This is a genomic window from Gordonia sp. PP30 (assembly GCF_023100845.1).
GTDB lineage: Bacteria > Actinomycetota > Actinomycetes > Mycobacteriales > Mycobacteriaceae > Gordonia.
This window is the reverse complement of sequence record NZ_CP095864.1, coordinates 4,406,803-4,427,711: the sequence shown is the minus strand read 5'-3', so window position 1 is coordinate 4,427,711 and position 20,909 is coordinate 4,406,803. Positions and strand designations below refer to the sequence as shown.

The following is a 20,909-nucleotide window of genomic DNA, read 5'->3' as shown; positions in this document are numbered from 1 at the left end:
CGGGCGACGCCGCCGGGAGACGGGCGCCGTGTGGAAGCCTGGGTCCTATGGACTACGACGACGTGGTGGTCGGCGCCGGACCGAACGGCCTCACCGCGGCGGCCGTGCTGGCGCGCGCGGGTCACCGGGTACTGGTGTGCGAGGCCGCCGAGACGATCGGGGGCGGTGCGCGCACCGATGAGGCGTTCGGCGCCGGGATCCGCCGGGACGCCTGCTCGGCGGTTCACCCGACCGGCTTCGTCTCACCCGCGTTCGAGCGACTCGCGCTCGCCGACCACGGGCTGCGCTGGCTGGTCCCGGACCTGTCCGTGGTCCACGGATTCGGGCCGGGCCACGCGATCGGGCTCGCGCGGGATCGTGAACGACGCGCGGCCGGACTCGGCCGGGATGCGCGGCGGTGGGCGGCGGCCGTCGGGTGGGCCGGGGAATCACCCGGCCTGGTCGACGACGTCCTCGGACTGCCCGCGCCACCGCGGCATCCGTTGGCGCTCGGCCGGTTCGGTGCGGCGGCCGCGCTGTCGGTGAGCGCGTTCACGCGCGGCGCCTTCCGCGACGACGCGACGCGCGCCCTGTTCGCCGGCATCGCCGCCCACGGAGCCCGTCCGCTGTCGTCCGCGGGGTCGACGGCCGCGGGACTGCTGCTGGCGACGCTCGCCGGCTCCGGGTGGCCGGTGGCGCGCGGGGGTTCGCAGGCGATCTCCGACGCGCTGGCCTCGGTGGTCACCGCCGCCGGCGGCACGATCGAGACCGGTCGCCGGATCACCGGTCTCGCCGAACTGCCGCGGGCGGACCGGCTGTTCTTCGACACCTCGCCGCGTGCCTTCGCGGCGATCGTGGGGGAGCGGCTGCCGGCCCGGTACCGCCGCGCGCTCGGCCGCTTCCGCTACGGGCCGGGCACATGCAAGGTGGATTTCCTGCTGCGCGAACCGATTCCGTGGCGTGACGAACGCTTCTCCCGAACGGCGACCTTTCATCTGGCCGCCGATGTCGGACAGATCGCCGAGTCCGAGCGCGCGGTGGCCGCGGGCCGGATCCCGTCCGTCCCCTGGGTGCTCGGTGGCGAACCGACGCGGATCGATCCCACGCGTGCGCCCGCGGGCACGCATCTGGCGTGGGCGTACTGCCATGTCCCGGCGGGGAGCGATGCGGATTGCTCGGACGCGATCGTCGAGCAGATCGAGCGGTGCGCCCCGGGCTTCCGCGACGTGGTGAGCGGCACCATCGTGACCACGGCCGCCGGTCTCGAGCGGTACAACGCCAACAACGTCGGCGGCGACATCGGTTGCGGCGCAACGTCGTTGCGTCAGCTGCTGGCGAGGCCAGTGGTCCGGCCGACGCCCCAGGCGACACCGGTGCCGGGGGTGTACCTGTGTTCGGCGGCCACCGCGCCCGGCGGCGGCGTGCACGGCATGAGCGGGTATCGCGCGGCCCGGCACGCGCTGGCGCAGGAGTGAGCGTGATCCTGCCGTCCGTCCGCGATCCGGCGATGATCACCATCCGTCGCGGCGGCACGCTCACCGACGACGACCACCATCTGCTCGCACTCTGGGCGGCCACCTGCGCCGAGCGCGTTCTCGGCTTGTTCGAGGCGACGTGTCCCGGGGACGCCCGCCCGCGCGCGGCGATCGAGGCGGCCCGGGCCTGGGCCGCTGGAGACCTGGCGATGATGGCGGCTCGGGCACTCGGCGGCCATGCGATGGGAGCGGCCCGGCCGCTGACCGGCGCCGCACGCTTCGCCGCCCACGCGGCCGGACAGGCGGCGTGCGTCGGTCACGTCGCCGAGCACGATCTCGGGGCCGCCGCCTACGCCATCAAGGCCGCGATGGCCGCCGCCCCGGCCGGTGAACGCGACGAGGTCAGGCTCGCCGAGCGTGACCGGCAGCGCGCGCTGTTGCCTCCCGCCGTGCGCCAGCTGGTGCTCGCCGATCAGGCGCAGCGGAACGGTCTCTGCTGGGGCGTGTTCGGTGACGGCTGACCGGTCGTGGTCGGGGGAGCTCGGATGGAACTCCACCTGGCGCGTCCACTACCGGTTCCGGTCGCGCCAGTCGCAGAGGAGTTTGGCGGCGGTCAGGTCGTAGTCGGGGCCGCCGGTGGCGACGGTGAACAGCGAGACGCCCTCGGCACTGATCGCGTCGGCGAAGCTCAGGGTCGCGCCGGCGTCGCCCCGGTAGCGGATCTCGGCGGAGCGCTCGATGTCGCCCGGATCGCGCCCGAGATCGGCGCAGTAGCCGGCGAGCAGGGCGCTCTTCTCGCGGTAGGTCTCGACGTTGACGAACGAATGCCAGATGTCGGCATATCGCGCGACCAGCGGCAGGGTCTTGCGCGGTCCGCCGCCGCCGATCATCACCGGAATGTCGCGCACCGGTGGGGGATTGAGCTTGCCGAGGCGATCGGTGATTCGCGGAAGCGACTCGGCGAGGGCGTCGAGCCTGCTGCCCTTGGTGCCGAAGTCGTAGCCGTACTCGGTGTAGTCGCGCTCGAACCAGCCGCTGCCGATGCCGAGGATCAGCCGGCCGCCGGAGATGTGATCGACGGTGCGCGCCATGTCGGCGAGCAGATCCGGGTTGCGGTAGCTGTTGCAGGTCACCAGCGCGCCGAACTCCACGCGTTCGGTCTCCTCGGCCCAGGCGCCGAGCATGGTCCAGCATTCGAAGTGGGCGCCGTCGGGGTCCCCGTAGAGGGGATAGAAGTGATCCCAGTTGAAGATGACGTCGACGCCGAGGTCCTCGGCGCGCAACACTGCGTCGCGGATCAGGCCGTAGTCGGGGGCGTGCTGGGGCTGGAGCTGGACACCGATGCGTGGGGAGCGGGACATGGGTTCCAGTGTGCGCGCACGCCCCGGCGGCGCGCACGGATCGGGTTTGCCGGATACCGTGGAGGGTATGAGTCACGAGCACGGGCACGACGGCAATCCGCACAGCGCGGCCGAATGGGATGAGCGCTATTCCGGCGCGGACCGGCTGTGGACGGCACAGGCGAACCCGGCCCTGATCCGCGAAGCCGCGGACCTGGCGCCGGGCCGGGCGCTGGACGTCGGGAGCGGCGAGGGAGCGGACGCGCGATGGCTCGCGGATCGGGGCTGGACGGTGGTCGCCGTGGACATCTCGCAGGTCGCGCTCGATCGGGCCGCCGCGATTGATTCACGTGAAACCATCGTGTGGCGGCAGGCGGATCTCACGGTCGATCCGGTCCCCTCGACAAGCTCGGGGAGCGGAACGACAAGCTCGGGGAGCGTGACGACGAGCGCGGGGAGCGGGGATGCCGGGTTCGATCTTGTTGCGCTGCACTACTTCCCGGTCGACATCGCGCGGATGGACGTGATCGAGAAGCTGGTCGACGCGCTGGTGCCGGGCGGCACGTTGCTCGTCGTCGCGCACGACGCCGAGGGCATCCGCGCGCACGGCCACGACCCCGACGCCTACGTCCAGCCCGGTGACATCGCCGCCCGCTTCGCCGACCTGCTCGACGTGCAGATCCTCGATACCGTGCCGCGCGGCCGCCCGGCGGGTGGAGTCAGCGACCAGCGCCACATGGACGACGTGGTGTTGAAGGCCCGCCGGAAGTAGCCGAGAGCGTCGTCCGCGGAGAGCCCGCCGAATTCGTCGGACGGGCGAGCGGCTCCGCGGAACCGCCTCACCCCGGTGCGTCGTCGTGGGCCGGCTTCGGTGTGGTCTCGTTCCTCGGCCTGCTCAGCCGGCAAGGTCTCCCGGCCCGAGCTCTCTGTCGGAGGGCGGTGGGACCATCCGGGAGTGAGGATCGAGCGGGCCGGACGGAGCGAGGCGTCGATCCTCCATGCCGATCTGGATTCGTTCTACGCGTCGGTGGAGCAGCGGGACGACCCGGGATTGCGCGGGCGGCCGGTTCTGGTCGGTGGCGGGGTGGTGCTGGCGGCGAGCTACGAGGCCAAGGCGTGCGGGGTGCGGACGCCGATGCCGGGCCGGGAGGCGCGCGCACTCTGCCGGGGCCGGGCGGTGACCGTCGCGCCGCGCTTCGCCGCCTACGTCGAGGCCAGTCGTGCGGTGTTCGACGTCTTCGGCGACACCACGCCGATCGTCGAGGGGATCTCGGTCGATGAGGCGTTCCTGGACGTCGGTGGTCTGCGGAAGATCAGCGGCAGCCCGCGGGAGATCGCCACGCGGCTCCGCGAACGGGTCCGCGGCGAGGTGGGGCTGCCGATCACCGTCGGCATCGCACGGACCAAGTTTCTGGCGAAGGTCGCCAGCGGGGCGGGTAAGCCCGACGGATTGCTCGAGGTACCGCCCGACGGTGAACTGGCCTTCCTGCACCCGCTGCCGGTGCGCAGCCTGTGGGGTGTGGGTCGCAAGACCGAGGAGCGGCTCACCGCGGCCGGAATCCGTACCGTCGGCGACATGGCCGCGTTCGGCGAGTCGGGCCTGGCGGCGCTTCTCGGTCAGAACATCGGCCGCCACCTCTACGCGCTGGCGATGGCGCGCGATCCGCGCCGCGTCGAGACGGGGCGGCGCCGCAAGTCCATCGGTGCGCAACGGGCGCTGGGGCGCCGGATCAAGTCCGAACGCGACATCGAGGCGACACTGCTCGCCATCGTCGATGGACTGGGCAAGCGGCTGCGTGGCGCGCGGCGGGTGTGCCGGACCGTCGTCCTGCGATTGCGGTTCGACGACTACTCGAGGGTGACGCGGTCGCGGTCGCTCGGTGAGCCCACCGATTCGACCGCGGTCCTCCTCGCGCTCGCGCGAGGCCTGTTCGACGATGCGCTGCCGCTGATCCGCGACCGCGGGTGCACGCTCATCGGGCTCTCGCTGACCAACTTGTCGTCGTACGACGCGGTGCAGCTGGCCCTGCCGTTCGACGGCCGGACCGGCGCGGTGGACGACGACCACGCGGCGGAGCTGGACGTGGCGATCGACGAGTTGAAGGCCCGGTTCGGTCGTGACGCGGTGACGCGTGGGCGGCTGGTGGGGCGACAGCACGGCGACGACGCCCCGATGCTTCCGGATTGATCGGTTGCTGGACCTGGCTCCTGACCGGAGTCGAAGGGCGCAGTCAACGAATGGACGGAGTTCAGTGTTCGGACAGGGCGCGCTTGCGGACGATGCTGGAGATCAGCGCGGCGCCGATCAGCACCACGCCGATCAGGCCGGTGACGAGCTCGGGCACCTCGGTGCCGATCGAGTAGAAGAGGATCAGTGCCAATGCGCCGATCGCCCAGTGGGCGCCGTGTTCCAGGTAGACGTACTCCGACAGCGTGCCCTGGCGGACGAGGTAGACGGTGAGCGAGCGGACGAACATGGCGCCGACCAGACCCAGGCCCAGCGCGATGATGATCGGGTCGGCGGTGATGGCGAACGCGCCGATGACGCCGTCGAACGAGAACGACGCGTCGAGCACCTCGAGATAGAGGAACAGGAAGAACGCCGCTTTGCCGGTCGCCCTGGCGAGGTCCGACGGCCCCGAGCGGCGCGGGGCGTCGTCGAGGCTTTCCTCGATGCCCTCCTCGTCGACGTGGAAGAAGTCACCCAGGCCGTTGACCAGGATGTAGGTGACCATGCCGAGGACTCCGGCGACCATCACCGTGCCGGTGGTGCCGTCCGGGGCGATCACGGTGCCGGTGACCAGCAACAGGGTCGACGCGACGACGACCGACAGCTGGTCGAGTCTGCCGATGCGGATCAGCGGCCGCTCGATCCACGACAGCCAGGTGATCTCCTTGTCCGCGAAGAGGAAATCGAGGAAGAGCAGCAACAGGAACATGCCGCCGAAGGCGGCGATCTGCGGGTGCGCGTCGGTGAGCATGGTCTGGTAGCTCGGCGAACCGTCGGGGAAGTGCGAGGCCCCGCCGGCGGGCGGGTGCAGTGCCAGGTCGAGCGCATCCCACGGGTTCTTACCCGACGCGATCCACACGATGACGAGCGGGAACACCAGACGCATACCGAAGACGGCGATCACCACGCCGACGGTCAGGAAGATCTTCTGCCAGAACTCGCTCAGCCGCTGCAGCACGGTCGCGTTGATGACGGCGTTGTCGAACGACAGCGTCACTTCCATGATGCCCAGGATCAGGGTCAGCAGGACGGCGGTGGTGCCGCCGTAGAAGAACGCCGCGACCAGTGCGGCGAGGGAGACCAGGAAGGACAGGCCGAAGATTCGGACGAGATGCATCGGTGCGGGTCGCCTTTCGGGTGTGCCAGGCGGGCGCTTCACTGTATCCCGGCGGGGCGGACGGACCCGCCCGCGCCCGCGGGAGCTCAGGGGAGCAGGACCACCTTGCCGTGTGCGTGACCGGAGGCGACCAGTTCCAGTGCGGCGCGGGCCTCCGACAGGCCGAAGGTGCGGGCGATCGGGACCGTCAGCTCACCGGTACCGAGCAGAGAGACCAGTTGCGCGCGTACGGAATCGCGGTAGGCGGCGCTGTCCGGGGCGGTGCCGGCGAGCGCGGTGAACCCGTATTCGCGGGCGGCCGCGGGGGCCGCGACGGTGAGGATCCGGGAACGGTCCGGCACCAGATCGAGGCTCGCGGCCACCGCCTCGGGGGTGCCCGCGCAGTCGAGCGCGGCGATGATCGGTCCGGGAGGGGCGGCCCGGATCCGGGCGGCGAGCGAAGTCCCTTCGACGGGGCTCAGGGGGCGTGGAACGGGGCTCGGGGTGCGGGGGACGGGGATGCCGCCGAAGCGTCGTACGTCGGCCTCCCGGTCGGGGCCGCAGGTGCCGACCACCGTGATCCCGGCGCGGCGGGCCAGCTGCAGAACGACGGTGCCGACCGCACCGGAAGCACCGTGCACGACGACGGTGTCGCCGCGCCGCGCGCCGCTGCGATGCAGCAGTTCGGCGGCGGTGCATCCGGCGAGCAGCAGACCGGCGGCCGCGCGATGGTCGACGTGCGCGTCGAGCGCGAAGGCATCGGTCGCCGGAACGGTCAGCGCCTCGGCGTAGCCGCCGTGCACCCGGAAGGCGGCGACCCGGTCGCCGATCGCCGCCGGGGCGCCCGAGCCGAGGACCGCACCCGGACCGGTGGCGGACACGGTGCCGGCGATCTCGTACCCGATCGGCATCGGAAGCAGCGCCGGGTCGCTCGCGCGCCGGACGTGCTTCAGGTCGGCCGGATTCACCCCGGCGGCGGTGACCGACACGGTGATCTCGCCGGGTCCGGGCGCGGGCACCTCGCGCGGGCCGAAGACGAAGCTGTCGAGGCCGGAGAAGCCGTGCGCGGTCCATGCGTTCGCAGTGCTCATACGTCCCAGTGTCCGGCATATGCCACCTGTGTGACCGATCACAGGGACCACTACAGTGACGGGCATGACGACTTCCGAGTTCCGTCCCGCCGTGGACACCTCCCATTCCGACATGGTCACCGTCGAGGTGCCCACCCACTGGTACAACCTGGCGGCCGAGCTCGATACGCCGATCCCGCCGCATCTGCACCCGGGCACCAAGGAGCCGGTCGGGCCCGACGACCTCGCCGCGCTGTTCCCGGCCGGGCTGATCGCGCAGGAGGTGACCGGCGAGGTCTACGTCGAGATCCCCGAGGCGGTGCGCGAGATCTACAAGATGTGGCGGCCGTCGCCGCTGTTCCGCGCCCGCAACTTCGAGAAGGCGCTGAACACCAAGGCGCGCATCTACGTGAAGTACGAGGGCGTGAGCCCGGTCGGCAGCCACAAGACGAATTCCGCGGTGGCGCAGGCGTATTACAACAGCGTCGACGGCGTCAAGAAGCTCACTACGGAGACCGGCGCCGGTCAGTGGGGCAGCGCCCTGGCGTTCGCCGGCGCGCAGTTCGGGATCGACGTCGAGGTGTGGCAGGTGCGAGCGTCGTACGACTCCAAGCCCTACCGCGGCTACCTGATCCGCACCTACGGCGGCACGCTGCACCCGAGCCCGTCGGATCTCACCGAGTCCGGCCGGGCCATGCTGGCGAAGGACCCGAACACCACCGGCAGCCTCGGCATGGCCGTCAGCGAGGCGGTGGAGGTGGCGGCGCAGAACGACGACACGCGCTACGCCCTCGGCAGTGTGCTCAACCACGTGGTGCTGCACCAGAGCGTGATCGGCCAGGAGGCCGTCGAGCAGCTGTACGCGGTGGAGCCCGGCGGTGCGGACGTCGTCTTCGGTTGTGCCGGAGGCGGATCCAACCTCGCCGGCCTCTCGTTCCCGTTCCTGCGGGAGAAGATCCACGGCCGCAGCAACCCGCGCATCGTGGCCGCCGAGCCGGCCGCCTGCCCGTCGATCACCCAGGGCGAGTACCGGTACGACCACGGTGACGTGGCCGGCCTGACCCCGCTGCTGAAGATGCACACCCTCGGCATGGACTTCGTGCCCGACCCGATCCACGCGGGCGGCCTCCGCTACCACGGCATGGCACCGGCGCTGAGCCACACGGTGGAGCTGGGTCTGGTCGAGGGCACCGCGATCAGCCAGCACGACGCGTTCAGCGCGGGCGTGCAGTTCGCGCGGACCCAGGGCATCGTGCCGGCGCCGGAATCCACGCACGCCATCGCCGCCTGCGCGGCGCACGTGGCGAACAGCGACACCGAAGAGGTGGTGGTGATCGGACTGTCCGGACACGGTCAGCTCGATCTGCCCGCTTACGCCGCGTTCCTCGACGAGGAGTTCTGACGGGCACAGCAGTCTCGTGTCGTGTGGCTCACCTCGGCGTTATCTGTTTCCCATAAAGCGCAGTAACTTTTGAAATGAGGGCCGCACGGCGCAGGTCGGACCGAGTTGGGAGGACTCGCGCCGCAAGATCCGCGCGACATCGCGTGCGGTCTGCGGTTCCGGGCCGAGTTCGGCCAAGGCCCTCATGTACGCGGTCTGGAGCGGAGTCGCGCGATCGAGCCGAACGCGGAAGTAAGGAGGAGCCGAGTTTGGCCTCGTAGGCTTCGCTGGATGAGCGCTTCCAGCTGGTTCTTCTTCAGAAACATGACCTGGTAAATCTGGTACCGGGAACAGACCGCAGCGTCGCCCGAGCAGGGTGATTCGCCGCCCCGGAGGGTCGACATTTATGCTGGTCGCATGTCGAAAGTCCTGAGCTCGCTGCCCATTGGTGAGCGTGTCGGTATCGCCTTCTCCGGCGGCCTTGACACCTCCGTCGCCGTCGCCTGGATGCGGGAGAAGGGGGCCGTTCCCTGCACCTACACCGCCAATCTCGGTCAGTACGACGAGCCGGACATCGACTCGGTTCCCGGTCGCGCGCTGCAGTACGGCGCCGAGCTGTCCCGGCTGGTCGATTGCCGGGAGGCGCTGGTCGAGGAGGGTATCGCCGCGTTGCAGTGCGGTGCGTTCCACATCCGCACCGCGGGCAAGGTGTACTTCAACACCACGCCGCTCGGGCGCGTCGTGACCGGCATGCTGCTGGTCCGCGCCATGAAAGAGGACGGCGTCAACATCTGGGGCGACGGCTCCACCTACAAGGGCAACGACATCGAGCGGTTCTACCGCTACGGGCTGATGGCCAACCCGGGCCTGCAGATCTACAAGCCGTGGCTCGACACCGACTTCGTCGAAGAGCTCGGTGGCCGCACCGAGATGAGCGAATGGCTGCTTGCGCGGGACCTGCCGTACCGTGACTCCACCGAGAAGGCCTACTCGACCGACGCGAACATCCTGGGCGCCACCCACGAGGCGAAGGTGCTCGAGCACCTCAACCAGGGCCTGGACATCGTCGACCCGATCATGGGCGTGGCCGCCTGGCGCGACGACGTCGAGGTGCCCACCGAAGAGGTGACGCTGGAATTCGAGCAGGGCCGGCCGGTCGCCATCAACGGGGAGCGCTTCGACTCGATCGTCGACCTGATGATGAAGACCAACGAGATCGGCGGCCGTCACGGGCTCGGCGTCTCGGACCAGATCGAGAACCGCATCATCGAGGCCAAGTCGCGCGGCATCTACGAAGCCCCCGGCATGGCGCTGCTGCACATCGGCTACGAGCGCCTGGTGAACGCGATCCACAACGAGGACACCGTCGCCAACTACCACAACGAGGGCCGCCGCCTGGGCCGCCTGATGTACGAGGGCCGCTGGATGGACAGCCAGGCCCTGATGCTGCGCGAGGCGCTGGTCCGCTGGGTCGCCTCCGCCATCACCGGCGAGGTGACCGTCCGGCTCCGCCGCGGCGACGACTACCAGTTCCTGAACACCACCGGCCCGGCGCTCAGCTACCACCCGGACAAGCTGTCGATGGAGCGCGTCGGCGACTCCGCCTTCGGGCCGTCGGACCGTATCGGTCAGCTCACCATGCGGAACCTGGACATCGCCGATTCGCGGGCCCGCCTGGAGCAGTACGCGCAGCTCGGCATCGTGGGCGGCTCGACGGCCGAGCTGGTCGGCGAACTGACCGAGGGCGGTGCCGCCGCGATCGCCGGCGGCGAGGGCCCGGAGGATCCGGCGGAGGTCGCGCTCGACCGCGCCGCGATGGAGTTCGGCGTCGACTAGCTGCTTGCTGCGTCCTCGTCGTCGTGCCGTGTCGTCGTGCGGCGGCGTGAGGCGCCTCGCACCCCGAGTCGGAGGGTCGTTTCGACTCGGCCGGGCCCTTGGGGCCCGTCCGGCTCAACGGGCTGTGTGGCCCCTGTCTGCGTGTCGCGGGTCCTTCTGCGTGTCGCCGGTCCCCCGCGGCCCGCGACACGGAAATGGACCCGCGACACGGCGCATCTACGGATGGGTGGAACACCGGGTCTGGGCCGGTTGATGTCATCCGAAAGGAGGACAGAACTCGCTGGTAGTGCGAGTCTTTGCACGGTCGCGTGTTGAACTGGATGGCATGGCGGACAAGAGGATCGGCGTCGTCGAAGACCACGAATCGATGGTGCTCGGGGTGCGGGCCATGCTCGACGGGTATCCGGGCCTGACCCTGGCGTCGTCGTCGGACACCGTGCCGGGGCTCCTGGACCAGCGGCCCGAACTGGACCTGGTGCTGCTGGATCTGCGGCTCGCGGACGGGTCGTCGCCGACGGCCAACATCGACGCGCTGCACGCCGCCGGGCTGCCGGTGCTGGTCTACACCGGAGCCGAGAACCCCTACCTGGTACGACTCGCCGCTAAGGCGGGGGTGCTGGGCATCGTGCGCAAGTCGGCGCCGGTGGACGCGGTGGTCGAGGCGATCGCCGCGGCGGCCGACGGGCATCCGGTGATCACCACCGAGTGGGCCGCCGCGATCGACGGCGACCCGGACCTGGACGCCGTCGACCTGAGCCCGCGCCAGCAGGAGGTGCTGTCGCTGTACGCCTCGGGCGAGAAGGCGGACCGGGTGGCGCGGCTGACCGGGCTCACCACCGAGACGGTGAACGACTACGTCGGGCGCATCCGCGCCAAGTATGCGGCGGCGGGCCGTCCGGCTGGCACCAAGATCGATCTCTACCGGCGGGCCGTCGAAGACGGGCTGCTGCCGATGCCGGAGCGGGACCGGTGAGGACGGAGGTCCGGCCCGCGGGCCCGGTCGAGGCCGCGCCCAGCGGCATGGCGCGGGTGGTGCCCGGTGCGAACAACGCCGAGCGGATCACCCGGCTGTTCGGACTGTGCATCGGGTTCGGCTACCTGGGCTATCTGCTGTTGCTGTCGCCGAGCATCGCCGCGCTCATGCCGTACGTGGCGTCCTGGTGGACCCCGGTGACGAGCGTGGTGGTCTTCGGGCCGGGGGCCGTGCTGGCGGTGGTCGCCCGGCGGGGCAGCCTGGCGACGACGCGGCGGGTCGCCGCCGTCGCGGCGCTGAGCTTCTTCGTCGGGGTGATCACCTTTCCGCTCGCCTGGAACGGTGTGGCCCTGCCGAGCGACGTCGGCATGTGGCTCGCCGCGTTCCCCGGACTGGCCAGCATGGCGGCGGTGGTCGCCTGGCCGGGTGTGGCGGCGTTCGTGCAGATGGTGGTCGCCTGCGTGAGTGTCCAGGTGCTCGAATTCGCCGCGCACGACGGCCAGCGAGCGACCGCCCTCCTGCCGAACATCTGCTTCGCGGTGATGTTCTGCAGTCTCTTCGTCTTCGCCGTGATGATGTCGATCCGGACCGGCCGGATCCTGGATGAGACCACCGACGAGACGCATGCGACGGCCGCCGCGGCGGCGGCGGTCGACGCGCGGAGTGTGGAGCGTGAGCGATTCGACGCGCTGATCCACGACAGCGTGATGTCGACGCTGCTCGCGGCGTCCCGGCCGGGCACGACCGATGTGCCCACCCTCGCGACCGGCACCCTCGCCGAACTCGACGAGATCCGCGCGGGCGTCGAGACCGACCGGCCGTTCTCGCTGTCGCGTGCCGTGGTGCATCTCCGCGCGACGGCGGCCGCCGCCGATGCCGGCGCTCGCTTCGCCGTGGCCGTCGACGAGAGAAGTGCGGGGGAGAGCGACGATCCGATTCCCGCGGAGGCGGTGCGCGCGGTCGGCGCCGCGGTCGCCGAAGCGCTCCGCAACAGTCTGCGGCACGCGGGCAAGGACGCGCATCGCGCGGTCGAAGGCACGGTGGGGCCGTCGTCGATCGAGGTGGCGGTGACCGATGACGGAGCCGGATTCGATCCGTCCTCGGTGTCCGCCCGCCGACTCGGCATCGCGGTGAGTATCCGGGGCCGGATGGACCGGCTCCCAGGCGGAAGCGCGCGGATCGAGTCCGTTCCGGGCGCCGGGACCACGGTGCGGCTGGGCTGGGAGCGTCCGTGAGCGCCCGGCACGAGGACGACGTCAGCGAACTGGCCGGTCTGCGGACGACGGCCGCGGCCTTGCTGGTCGGGGTGTTCGTCGGCACGTACGCGTTGATCGTGTTCACCACCGCGGCGCCGAGCCAGTGGCCCACGCAGATTCCAGCGTGGTTGCTTGCCAGCGGGGCGGCGATCGCGCTGATCCGCGCCCCCGGTGACCCGGCACCGCTGGGCTGGACCCTCTTCATCGCCTCCGCCGGCCCGGTCGCCGCGATCCTGGTGTTCGCCGCGGTGGACGTGCCGCTGCGCAATCATCTGGAGATCTGGCCGCTCTCGGCGACGACCGCCCTGGGCGTGTACCTGTGCGTGCGCGGCCGGACGATCGCCGCGTGGATCTCGATCATGAGTGCGATCCTGGCGGCCGGAGTCTGGGCGGATCTCACCGGACAGGGCTTTGGATACGGCATATCCATCAGCCTGATCAACCTGGCGCCGATGGTGGTGGCGACGTTCTTCGTGTTCACCATCCGGCCCGCGGCGCGGGACATCTTCGCGCTGCGGCGAGCCGGTACTGCGGCGGCCGCGGCCGAAGCCGCCGACAACGCGGCGCTCGACGAGCGTGACCGTCAGCTCCAGCGGCTCGACAGCGAAGCGCGGCCGCTCCTGGAACGACTCGCCGGCCCGCGACCCCTCACCGATGCCGACCGACGGTCGTGCGCGCTGGTGGAGGCCCGGCTCCGGGACTCCCTGCGCGCCCCGGCCCTGGATGCCCCGGAACTGATCGATGCGGTGTGGCAGGCCCGCACGCGCGGCGTCGAGGTGGTCCTGCTGGACGATCACGGTCTCGACGGTGCGCCGGACGCGGTCCGGGAGCGGCTGGTGGGGGCCATGGTTCCCGCGCTGGCCGGTGCTGCCGACGGCACCGTCACGATCCGCATCCTGCCGCCGGGCCGGCGCGTGTTGGCGACCGTCCTGCGGGCGTCCGGCGACGACATCGACCGCGCCGAGTACGACGCCGCCGGCGCACTCATCGCCGCGAGCTGACCCCGATTCCGCCGCCGGCGGGCCCGTTCGGGCGCCCCAAGAACTGGTGTCCGGTTTTCGGATGACGGAGCAATTGGGGTCTTCTCCCGCTTCGTCCCCGTCGATACCGTTCCGGTGAACGGTGTCGGGGATGGTGAGGCGACGGAGAGAGTAGGGGCGATGACTGGCGCAGGCACGCGGCGAGCCGTGGGGGTGTGGTCGGCCAACGGCTGGGAACGAGAGGCGATCGCCGCGTGGATCGAGGGGCTCGGCTATTCGACGGAGATCGTCGAACCGGGGACGGCGTCGGCCGACCTGCCGGAGGTCGTGGTGCTCAGCGGGCGTGACCGGTCGCTGGCGCAGCGGATCGCCTGGATTCCGGTCGCCCGGACGGTCGTCCTCGGCGGCGTCTTCGACGCGACCGTGATGCGGACCGCGCACCACGTGCCCGACGGCCCGGATGTCGCGGACCGGTTGCGCGCACTGCTGTGCGAACTGCTCGGCACCGGTGGCACCCGCATTCAGCTGTCGGCCCGCGAACGGGAGATCCTCACCACCTACGTGCTGGGCGCGACCGTCGAGGAGGCCGCGGCGGAGCACTTCGTCGCCACCAGCACCGTGCGGACGCACTATCGGCGCGTCACCGCCCGGTACGTCGCCGCCGGACGGCCCGTCGCGAACAAGGCGCAGCTGCTGCTGCGGCTGATCGCCGACGGCTGGATCCGGCTGAACGACGTCGTGCCGCCGGCCGGGCCGGCAGTCGTGCCGGTGGAGCCCGCGCCCGATGCGGGCGCCGCTTGAGCCCGGCTCAGAGCACGTCGGAGTGACCGTGCCGGCGGCACCAGCTGCTCAGATACCGGGCGTGCAGGCCGCACCAGCGGTAGATCGATCCCTGGGTGAGAGACAGCGCCTCGTCGTGTTCACCGCGAGCCAGCATCATCGGCCCGAGATAGTGGCTGGTCACCTTGTTCGCGGTCGATGGCGACACCTTCGCGACCGCGGCGAGCGAAGCGTTGTCCGACGCTCGCCCGGCCGCGATGGCACCGGCCAGACGTCCCGCGGTCTGGCCGCGCCGGTCGGCCAGCAACTCGTAGAGCGGCGGTCGGCTCGGCTGCTCGGGGGCCGGCAGTGCCAGGCGTTTGCCGAGCGCCACCGTGCGCAGCGCATCCATGATGGCGTGCAGGCCGTCGGCCTTGGGGATCACCCCGAAGACCTCCGGTCGCAGTCGCGCCTCATCGAGGTGGTCGCGTTCCATGCTGTGGCCCTGGGTGGCGAGCAGCACCGGCGCGGGACGTTCCACCTGGCGGAGACGGTCGATCACGTCGAGCCCGTCGAACGTCCACTCCATCTCGGGGCGGTTCCAGATCAGGTCGGCGGCCACCACGTCGTACCGGACGGAACCGGAGATGAGACTCGTCAGCTCGACGTCGGAGGTGGCGACGGACACGGTGACGTTGTCGAAGGCGTTCTCCAGCGGTGCCGAGATCACCCGCCCGAGAGGCGAGGCGATGAGGATACGCAGACCGGATGCCACGTGGCGAGAGTATCGCCGTGATCACCGGAATGTGTAATCGCGCATGACGCTCGCCGGTTCATGACGATTGTCGCCCGAACCCGGGCGAATCCTGACAGAAAGCATGCTGACCGCGGGATTTTTATCGCACAAACTGAGGTAGTTCGAAGCGGGTCGCCCGGCGGCGAGGGGTACGCCGGGTGCGGGTGAAGGGGTGCCGAACATGGGCGATGTCCGGGAGGTGGGCGTAGTCGCCGAGCATGATCTGGTGGACCTCGCGCTCGTGGAATTGGTGCGGCGCTGTGGCTATCGCGCGGTGATTCTCGACTGTGAACAGGACGCGGCCGACGACCTGCCGGTGACGCCGGTGGTGCTGGCACGCACCGGTATCCGGGTGGCACAGGTGAGTGCCAATCCCGCTTTCGCCGGGGCCGCGATCGCCGTGATGGAGACCGCCGGCATGGTGGTGCCGCAGGTGCGGGGTATCACGGTGATCCCGTCGAACGACGACGCCGTGAAGCATCTGCGCGCGTTCCTGGAAGGCGTGCTCGGGGCACCGGGCGACCGCGGCGCGGTGCCGCTGAGTCCGCGGGAGCGGGAGATCCTGGGCACGTACGTGCTCGGCGCGACCGTCGAGCAGACCGCCGCCGAACACTACGTGGCGGGCAGCACCGTCCGGACGCACTATCGCCGGGTGACCGCGCGCTACGCGGTCGCCGGGCGGCCGGTGACCAACAAAGTGCAGCTGCTGCTGCACATGGTGGCCGACGGGTGGATCGACCTGCCCGAGCCGTCGTGACGGCTCACGGCGCCGCGGCCGCCGGCGGAGTCTCGGCGCGGGACCGGACCAAGCCGGCGAGCGCCGGGAAGATGAGCACCGACAGCATGCCTCCACCGACCAGAACCGCCGCGACCGTGCCGGAGAGGTAGCCCTGCTCCGTGCCGGCCGATGTCGCGATGATGATGATGGGCAGGCCGGTGGCGCCCATCAGGGCGACGGCCACCCGAGTGCGGGCGGTCGCCCCGTCCGGCGCGGCCAGGGTCGACGGCAGGCCGCGGACCAGCAGCAGGACGACGGCGACCACCGGGACCAGGGCCAGCGTCCAGGGGGCGTCGAGCAAGGCGTGCAGGTCGAAGTCGATGCCGGTCGTGATGAAGAACATCGGGATCAGGAAGCCGAAGGCGAGGCCCTCGACCTTGCTCTCCACCGCCTCCTGCGTCTCCGGGGACGCATCGCGGATCAGCGCCTGCCAGATGAGGCCGGCGGTGAAGGCGCCGAGCAGCATGTCGACGCCGAGGGCCAGGCTGAGCGCCGTCAGCGAGGCGATGATCAGCACCACCAGGCGGATCGCGAACTGACCGGAGGTGTGCAGGGTCGACTCGACGAAGCGGTGCAGACTTCCGCGACCCCGCTCGAAGCGGTGTGCCTGCCAGATGGTCAGGCCCCCGATCACGGCGAAGGCGACCAGGACACCGATCGCGGCGCCCGTGCCGCGGTTGGACAGCACCACCGAGATCGCGATGATCGGACCGAACTCGCCGACGGCGCCGATCGCGCCGATGGAGTTCCCGAACGGGGTGCCGAAGTCGCGGTTGTCGCGCAGCACCGGGACCAGGGTGCCCAGCGCCGTCGACGACAACGCGATGCCGATCACCACCGCGCCGAGTCCGGGCGCGACGACCCAGCCGATCGCGACGCCCAGGCCGAGGCTGATGAACCAGCCGAGCCACGCCCCGCGGCCGACCCGGCCGCGCAGGGCCCGGCCGTTGATCTCGGTTCCGGCCATGAAGAAGAGCATCGCCACACCGAAGTCGGCGAGGACGCTCAGCGCCTCGGTCGGTTCCACCACGCCGAGGACCGCCGGGCCGACGAGGATGCCCAGCAGCAACTCGAAGACGATGACCGGCAGCCGGACCCAGTATCCGATGAACCGGGTGATCACCGGGGCGAGCGCGGCGAGCAGCGGCACGATCACCAGGGAGGCGGTCAGGGAGGTCACCGGGTGAGTCTATGCGGCACCGGGTGCGCGGCCGCCGGGGCGGCGGTCAGCCGCCGAGAGCGAGTCGCTGCGCACGACGGCGGATGCCGCGCAGCATCGTGCGTTCCATCACCAGCGATCCCGGGATCATCAGCTCCATCATCGCGACTTCCACGGCGCCGCCGGCGAAGCGGTACCGGTTGCGGCTGATCAGGCGGGTCCGCTCGCCGTCGGGCACCAGCGTGAACGACCACACCCAGTTCCCGTCGTCGGCGGCGATCACGAAGGCGCGGTCGGTGTCGGCGCGGGCGATGACCATGGTCTGCGGCCCGAAGTCGATCTCGGTGCCGACGCGCGGATCCTGGAAGCGGTCCAGGATCACGTCGGTGCTGTGGAAGTCCAGGCCGAGCAGGTTCTCGATCCAGTCGTACGTGTAGGCGCCGCCGCGCGGCAACGGCCCCATCTGCACGAGCCACGGGTAGATCGCCGCCAGGGGGGCGGCGATGGTGATCGCCCGGGTGGAGACGCCGTCGGCGTCGGGCAGCAGCTCGTCGCCCGGCAGCTCGGCGCGCACCTCGTCATCGGTCGCGCCCCAGTACAGGATCCGCGGCCGCAGCCCGAACCGGTATCCGGCGCCCGCGGCGCCGATCCCCAGCGCCGCGGCGCCGAGCCGGCAGGCGAGCCGTCGTGACCGGGGGTGCATGAATCCAGCCTGCGCGGAGGGCGGGCGTGGTGCCAGAGCCGGAAGGCCCGTCGGCGTCAGCGTCCGCCGGTTCCGGGATCGCCGACGGTGATGACCAGGCTGCCGCGGGATCGTTCGGAGCGGAGGTCGTCCAGGGCGGCACCGACGTCGTCGAACGCGTAGCGGGTCACCTCGGGGGTGATCGCCAGGTGGTGGGCCAGGCGCAGGAACTCGTCGCCGTCGGCGCGGGTGTTGGCGGTGACGCTGCGCAGGTCGCGCTCGCCGAACAGCAGGTCGTCGTAGCTGAACTCGGGGATCGGCGACATGTGGATGCCCGCGCTCACCACGGTGCCGCCGCGGACGGTGTGGGCCAGGGCGGTGGTCATGATCGCGCCGACCGGGGCGAACACGATCGCGGAGTCGAGCTCGGCCGGCGGGACGTCCCCGGTGTCACCGACGAAGGGCAGGCCGAGTTCGCGGGCGAGAGCCCGGTTCCGTTCGCCGCGGGTCATCGCGTAGACGACGGCGCCCGACTCGGCGGCGAGCTGCGCGGCGAGATGGGCACTGGAACCGAAGCCGTAGATGCCGAGGGTGCCGCCGGGCGGCAGGTTCGCGCGCGACAGCGCCCGGTAGCCGATGATCCCGGCGCAGAGCAGCGGTGCGGTGGCGACCGGGTCGGTCCCGGGCGGCAGGCGGTAGGCGAACGCGGCGCCGACCACCGCGTACTCGGCGTAGCCGCCGTCGGCGTCGTACCCGGTGAACTCGGCGTTCGCACAGAGGTTCTCCCGGCCGCTACGGCAGAACCGGCATCCGCCGCACGTGCGGCGGAGCCACGCGATGCCCGCCAGGTCGCCGGTCGTCCAGCCGGTGACTCCGGCGCCGACGGCCGCGACCTCGCCGACCACCTGGTGTCCGGGGACCACCCGGTCGCGATGCGCGGGGATGTCCTCGTCGATCACGTGCAGGTCGGTCCGGCACACCCCGCAGGCGAGCACCCGGACCAGCAGCTCGCCGGGTCCGGGGACGGGGACCGGAACCTCCCGCGCCGTGATGTCCGGCGATCCCCGGTCGGTGGTCCAGGCCCGCATCGTGGTGGTCATGGTTCTCAGTGTGCGACGGGCGGTGGCGGACATGCCAGGACCGAAGGGCACCGATGCACGACGCCCGCCCCGGGAAGAGTCCGGGGCGGGCGTTCGTGGGGGTTTCGACCCTTCGACGAGCTCAGGGATCGGTGAACCAGTCTTACTCGGCGCCGATGATGAAGGCCTCGAGCTGGGCGCGGGCCTTGTCGTCGGCGATCTGGACCGGCGGCGACTTCATCAGGTAGGCCGAGGCCGGGAGGATCGGGCCACCGAGGCCGCGGTCCTTGGCGATCTTCGCGGCGCGCACGGCGTCGATGATGATGCCGGCCGAGTTCGGGGAGTCCCACACCTCGAGCTTGTACTCCAGGTTCAGCGGGACGTCACCGAAGGCGCGACCCTCCAGGCGGACGTACGCCCACTTGCGGTCGTCGAGCCACTGGACGTAGTCCGACGGGCCGATGTGCACGTTCTTGTCGTAGACCTTGCCGGCCAGCGGGCCGTCCAGGATCGAGGTGACGGCCTGGGTCTTGGAGACCTTCTTGGACTCCAGGCGCTCGCGCTCGAGCATGTTCTTGAAGTCCATGTTGCCGCCGACGTTCAGCTGGTAGGTGCGGTCCAGCTCCACGCCGCGATCCTCGAACAGCTTCGCCATGACGCGGTGGGTGATGGTGGCGCCCACCTGGCTCTTGATGTCGTCGCCGACGATCGGGACGCCCGCGGCGCGGAACTTCTCGGCCCACTCGGGGTCGGAGGCGATGAACACCGGGAGGGCGTTCACGAAGGCGACGCCGGCGTCGATGGCGCACTGCGCGTAGAACTTGTCGGCCTGCTCGGAGCCCACCGGGAGGTAGCTCACCAGGACGTCGACGTTCGCGTCCTTGAGGGTCTGGACGATGTCCACGCCGTCGCCGTCGGCCTCGGTGATGGTCTCGCGGTAGTACTTGCCGAGACCGTCGAGGGTGTGGCCGCGCTGCACGGTCACGTTCAGCGGCGGGACGTCAGCGATCTTGATGGTGTTGTTCTCGCTGTTGCCGATCGCCTCGGACAGGTCGAAGCCGACCTTCTTGGCGTCCACGTCGAACGCGGCGACGAACTCGACGTCGCTCACGTGGTACGGACCGAACTTGACGTGCATCAGGCCGGGAACGGACGCGTTCTCGTCGGCATCCTTGTAGTACTCAACGCCCTGGACCAGGGAAGAGGCGCAGTTGCCCACGCCGACAATGGCCACGCGCACTTTATTGGTGTCACCCATGGTCGGGTTCTCCTTCTTCTTGCGGCGGAACGGCGGATTGCGGTGCCGCCGAATTCTTTCTTTCTGCACCGGAGCTGGACTGCCCTGCTCCGGGGAGTTCTGTGGTGGATCCTGATGCCTCGTCGGCGATCAGCTTGTTGAGCCACTGCACCTCGCGCTCGGAGGTCTCCAAGCTGAGCTCGTGCATCTGGCGGGTGTAGTGATCCGAACCGAGACCGGCGCGGCCGAGCAATTCGCGCAGCGACTCGCGGCGCTCTTCGACCTGGCGCCGGCGGCCCTCGAGGATCCGCATGCGCGCCATCGCGGGGGTGCGGCTGAAGAAGGCGAGGTGAACGCCGAAGCCGTCGTCGGTGTAGTTCTGCGGCCCGGTGTCGGCGACGAGTTCGGCGAACCGGGTCTCACCCAGCGGGGTGAGCCGGTAGACGCGGCGGCCGCGGCGCACCTTGGTACCCGACGGGCCGGGGGTGTCGTCCTCGACGATCAGGCCGTCGGCCTGCATACGGCGGAGCGTCGGATACAGCGACCCGTACGAGAAGGCGCGGAAGGCGCCGAGCAGACCCGTCAGCCGCTTGCGGAGCTCGTAGCCGTGCATCGGGGATTCGAGGAGGAGACCCAGGATCGCCAGTTCGAGCAACGGTCCACCCTCCTTCATTGACTCGGCGCGTTACTTCGTCGTGATGTAGCAACAAATGTATCGTATCGATATAACTTCCACCCAACCGTCGGGTAGCTTCGGGTGTTGATCTGCATCACATGCGTCCGGGTGGGGGCCCGCGACTACG

The 20,909-nt window shown here is 70.6% G+C and carries 21 protein-coding genes; 11 read left to right on the top strand and 10 right to left on the bottom strand.

Annotated features, from left to right (window positions below; all coding sequences use genetic code 11):
- Positions 1 to 47: 47 nt before the first annotated feature.
- Both MYK68_RS20475 and MYK68_RS20470 read left to right on the top strand, forming a co-directional pair.
- Positions 48 to 1,454 (top strand): phytoene desaturase family protein, encoded by a 1,407-nt coding sequence (locus tag MYK68_RS20475; RefSeq protein WP_247865558.1) that lies wholly within the window; start codon positions 48 to 50, stop codon positions 1,452 to 1,454.
- A gap of 2 nt (positions 1,455 to 1,456) precedes the next feature.
- Complete coding sequence (locus tag MYK68_RS20470) at positions 1,457 to 1,975, top strand: putative immunity protein (RefSeq protein ID WP_247865557.1); 519 nt, start codon at positions 1,457 to 1,459, stop codon at positions 1,973 to 1,975.
- 48 nt (positions 1,976 to 2,023) lie between these two features.
- Here the strand turns inward: MYK68_RS20470 and MYK68_RS20465 are convergent, their stop codons facing one another.
- On the bottom strand, positions 2,024 to 2,815 hold the full coding sequence (locus MYK68_RS20465; RefSeq protein ID WP_247865556.1) for an LLM class F420-dependent oxidoreductase: 792 nt from the start codon (positions 2,813 to 2,815) through the stop codon (positions 2,024 to 2,026).
- Positions 2,816 to 2,882: 67 nt separating this feature from the next.
- On the opposite strand from MYK68_RS20465, the gene MYK68_RS20460 reads away from it, so the two are divergent.
- Together MYK68_RS20460 and dinB are read left to right on the top strand one after the other, a co-directional pair.
- Positions 2,883 to 3,566 (top strand): class I SAM-dependent methyltransferase, encoded by a 684-nt coding sequence (locus MYK68_RS20460; protein ID WP_247865555.1) that lies wholly within the window; start codon positions 2,883 to 2,885, stop codon positions 3,564 to 3,566.
- A gap of 183 nt (positions 3,567 to 3,749) precedes the next feature.
- Positions 3,750 to 4,982: a DNA polymerase IV gene (gene dinB, locus MYK68_RS20455; RefSeq protein WP_247865554.1), complete on the top strand. Its 1,233-nt coding sequence runs from the start codon at positions 3,750 to 3,752 to the stop codon at positions 4,980 to 4,982.
- A gap of 61 nt (positions 4,983 to 5,043) precedes the next feature.
- On the opposite strand, the gene MYK68_RS20450 is transcribed toward dinB, so the two are convergent.
- A complete protein-coding gene (locus MYK68_RS20450; RefSeq protein WP_247865553.1) occupies positions 5,044 to 6,141 on the bottom strand; it encodes a DUF475 domain-containing protein in 1,098 nt (365 codons plus the stop codon).
- Positions 6,142 to 6,227: 86 nt separating this feature from the next.
- Complete coding sequence (locus MYK68_RS20445; RefSeq protein ID WP_247865552.1) at positions 6,228 to 7,211, bottom strand: quinone oxidoreductase family protein; 984 nt, start codon at positions 7,209 to 7,211, stop codon at positions 6,228 to 6,230.
- Between the two features lie 64 nt (positions 7,212 to 7,275).
- Between MYK68_RS20445 and MYK68_RS20440 the strand changes: the two genes are divergently transcribed.
- Entirely contained in the window at positions 7,276 to 8,592 is a 1,317-nt protein-coding gene (locus MYK68_RS20440; protein WP_247865551.1) for a TrpB-like pyridoxal phosphate-dependent enzyme, read from the top strand.
- Between the two features lie 39 nt (positions 8,593 to 8,631).
- Here the strand turns inward: MYK68_RS20440 and MYK68_RS20930 are convergent, their stop codons facing one another.
- Positions 8,632 to 8,778, bottom strand: a complete 147-nt coding sequence (locus MYK68_RS20930; RefSeq protein WP_502798283.1) for a hypothetical protein — start codon at positions 8,776 to 8,778, stop codon at positions 8,632 to 8,634.
- Between the two features lie 210 nt (positions 8,779 to 8,988).
- On the opposite strand from MYK68_RS20930, the gene argG reads away from it, so the two are divergent.
- From argG to MYK68_RS20415, 5 genes are all read left to right on the top strand, one after another.
- Complete coding sequence (gene argG, locus MYK68_RS20435) at positions 8,989 to 10,407, top strand: argininosuccinate synthase (RefSeq protein WP_247865550.1); 1,419 nt, start codon at positions 8,989 to 8,991, stop codon at positions 10,405 to 10,407.
- 325 nt (positions 10,408 to 10,732) lie between these two features.
- On the top strand, positions 10,733 to 11,380 hold the full coding sequence (locus MYK68_RS20430; RefSeq protein WP_247865549.1) for a helix-turn-helix transcriptional regulator: 648 nt from the start codon (positions 10,733 to 10,735) through the stop codon (positions 11,378 to 11,380).
- On the top strand, positions 11,377 to 12,615 hold the full coding sequence (locus MYK68_RS20425) for an ATP-binding protein (protein ID WP_247865548.1): 1,239 nt from the start codon (positions 11,377 to 11,379) through the stop codon (positions 12,613 to 12,615). Before MYK68_RS20430 ends, MYK68_RS20425 begins: the two co-directional genes overlap by 4 nt.
- Positions 12,612 to 13,637: a DUF8320 family protein gene (locus MYK68_RS20420; protein ID WP_247865547.1), complete on the top strand. Its 1,026-nt coding sequence runs from the start codon at positions 12,612 to 12,614 to the stop codon at positions 13,635 to 13,637. The genes MYK68_RS20425 and MYK68_RS20420 overlap by 4 nt, the downstream gene beginning before the upstream one ends.
- A gap of 159 nt (positions 13,638 to 13,796) precedes the next feature.
- On the top strand, positions 13,797 to 14,417 hold the full coding sequence (locus MYK68_RS20415) for a LuxR C-terminal-related transcriptional regulator (RefSeq protein ID WP_247865546.1): 621 nt from the start codon (positions 13,797 to 13,799) through the stop codon (positions 14,415 to 14,417).
- A gap of 7 nt (positions 14,418 to 14,424) precedes the next feature.
- Here MYK68_RS20415 and MYK68_RS20410 read toward each other — a convergent pair whose 3' ends face one another.
- The gene (locus tag MYK68_RS20410) at positions 14,425 to 15,150 is read right to left on the bottom strand and encodes an MSMEG_1198 family transcriptional regulator (protein WP_247865545.1); all 726 of its coding nucleotides are present in this window, start codon (positions 15,148 to 15,150) and stop codon (positions 14,425 to 14,427) included.
- A 202-nt stretch (positions 15,151 to 15,352) separates the two neighbouring features.
- On the opposite strand from MYK68_RS20410, the gene MYK68_RS20405 reads away from it, so the two are divergent.
- Positions 15,353 to 15,928 (top strand): helix-turn-helix transcriptional regulator, encoded by a 576-nt coding sequence (locus MYK68_RS20405; RefSeq protein WP_247865544.1) that lies wholly within the window; start codon positions 15,353 to 15,355, stop codon positions 15,926 to 15,928.
- A 4-nt stretch (positions 15,929 to 15,932) separates the two neighbouring features.
- On the opposite strand, the gene MYK68_RS20400 is transcribed toward MYK68_RS20405, so the two are convergent.
- The 5 genes from MYK68_RS20400 to MYK68_RS20380 all read right to left on the bottom strand — a co-directional run bounded on the left by MYK68_RS20400 (position 15,933) and on the right by MYK68_RS20380 (position 20,761).
- Positions 15,933 to 17,129, bottom strand: coding sequence for a cation:proton antiporter (locus MYK68_RS20400; RefSeq protein WP_247865543.1), 1,197 nt, complete (start codon positions 17,127 to 17,129; stop codon positions 15,933 to 15,935).
- Positions 17,130 to 17,175: 46 nt separating this feature from the next.
- The gene (locus MYK68_RS20395; RefSeq protein ID WP_247865542.1) at positions 17,176 to 17,811 is read right to left on the bottom strand and encodes an SRPBCC family protein; all 636 of its coding nucleotides are present in this window, start codon (positions 17,809 to 17,811) and stop codon (positions 17,176 to 17,178) included.
- A 56-nt stretch (positions 17,812 to 17,867) separates the two neighbouring features.
- On the bottom strand, positions 17,868 to 18,878 hold the full coding sequence (locus tag MYK68_RS20390; RefSeq protein ID WP_502798341.1) for a zinc-dependent alcohol dehydrogenase family protein: 1,011 nt from the start codon (positions 18,876 to 18,878) through the stop codon (positions 17,868 to 17,870).
- Between the two features lie 154 nt (positions 18,879 to 19,032).
- On the bottom strand, positions 19,033 to 20,127 hold the full coding sequence (locus tag MYK68_RS20385) for an inositol-3-phosphate synthase (protein ID WP_247865540.1): 1,095 nt from the start codon (positions 20,125 to 20,127) through the stop codon (positions 19,033 to 19,035).
- Entirely contained in the window at positions 20,120 to 20,761 is a 642-nt protein-coding gene (locus MYK68_RS20380) for a PadR family transcriptional regulator (RefSeq protein ID WP_247868129.1), read from the bottom strand. Before MYK68_RS20380 ends, MYK68_RS20385 begins: the two co-directional genes overlap by 8 nt.
- Positions 20,762 to 20,909: the final 148 nt, after the last annotated feature.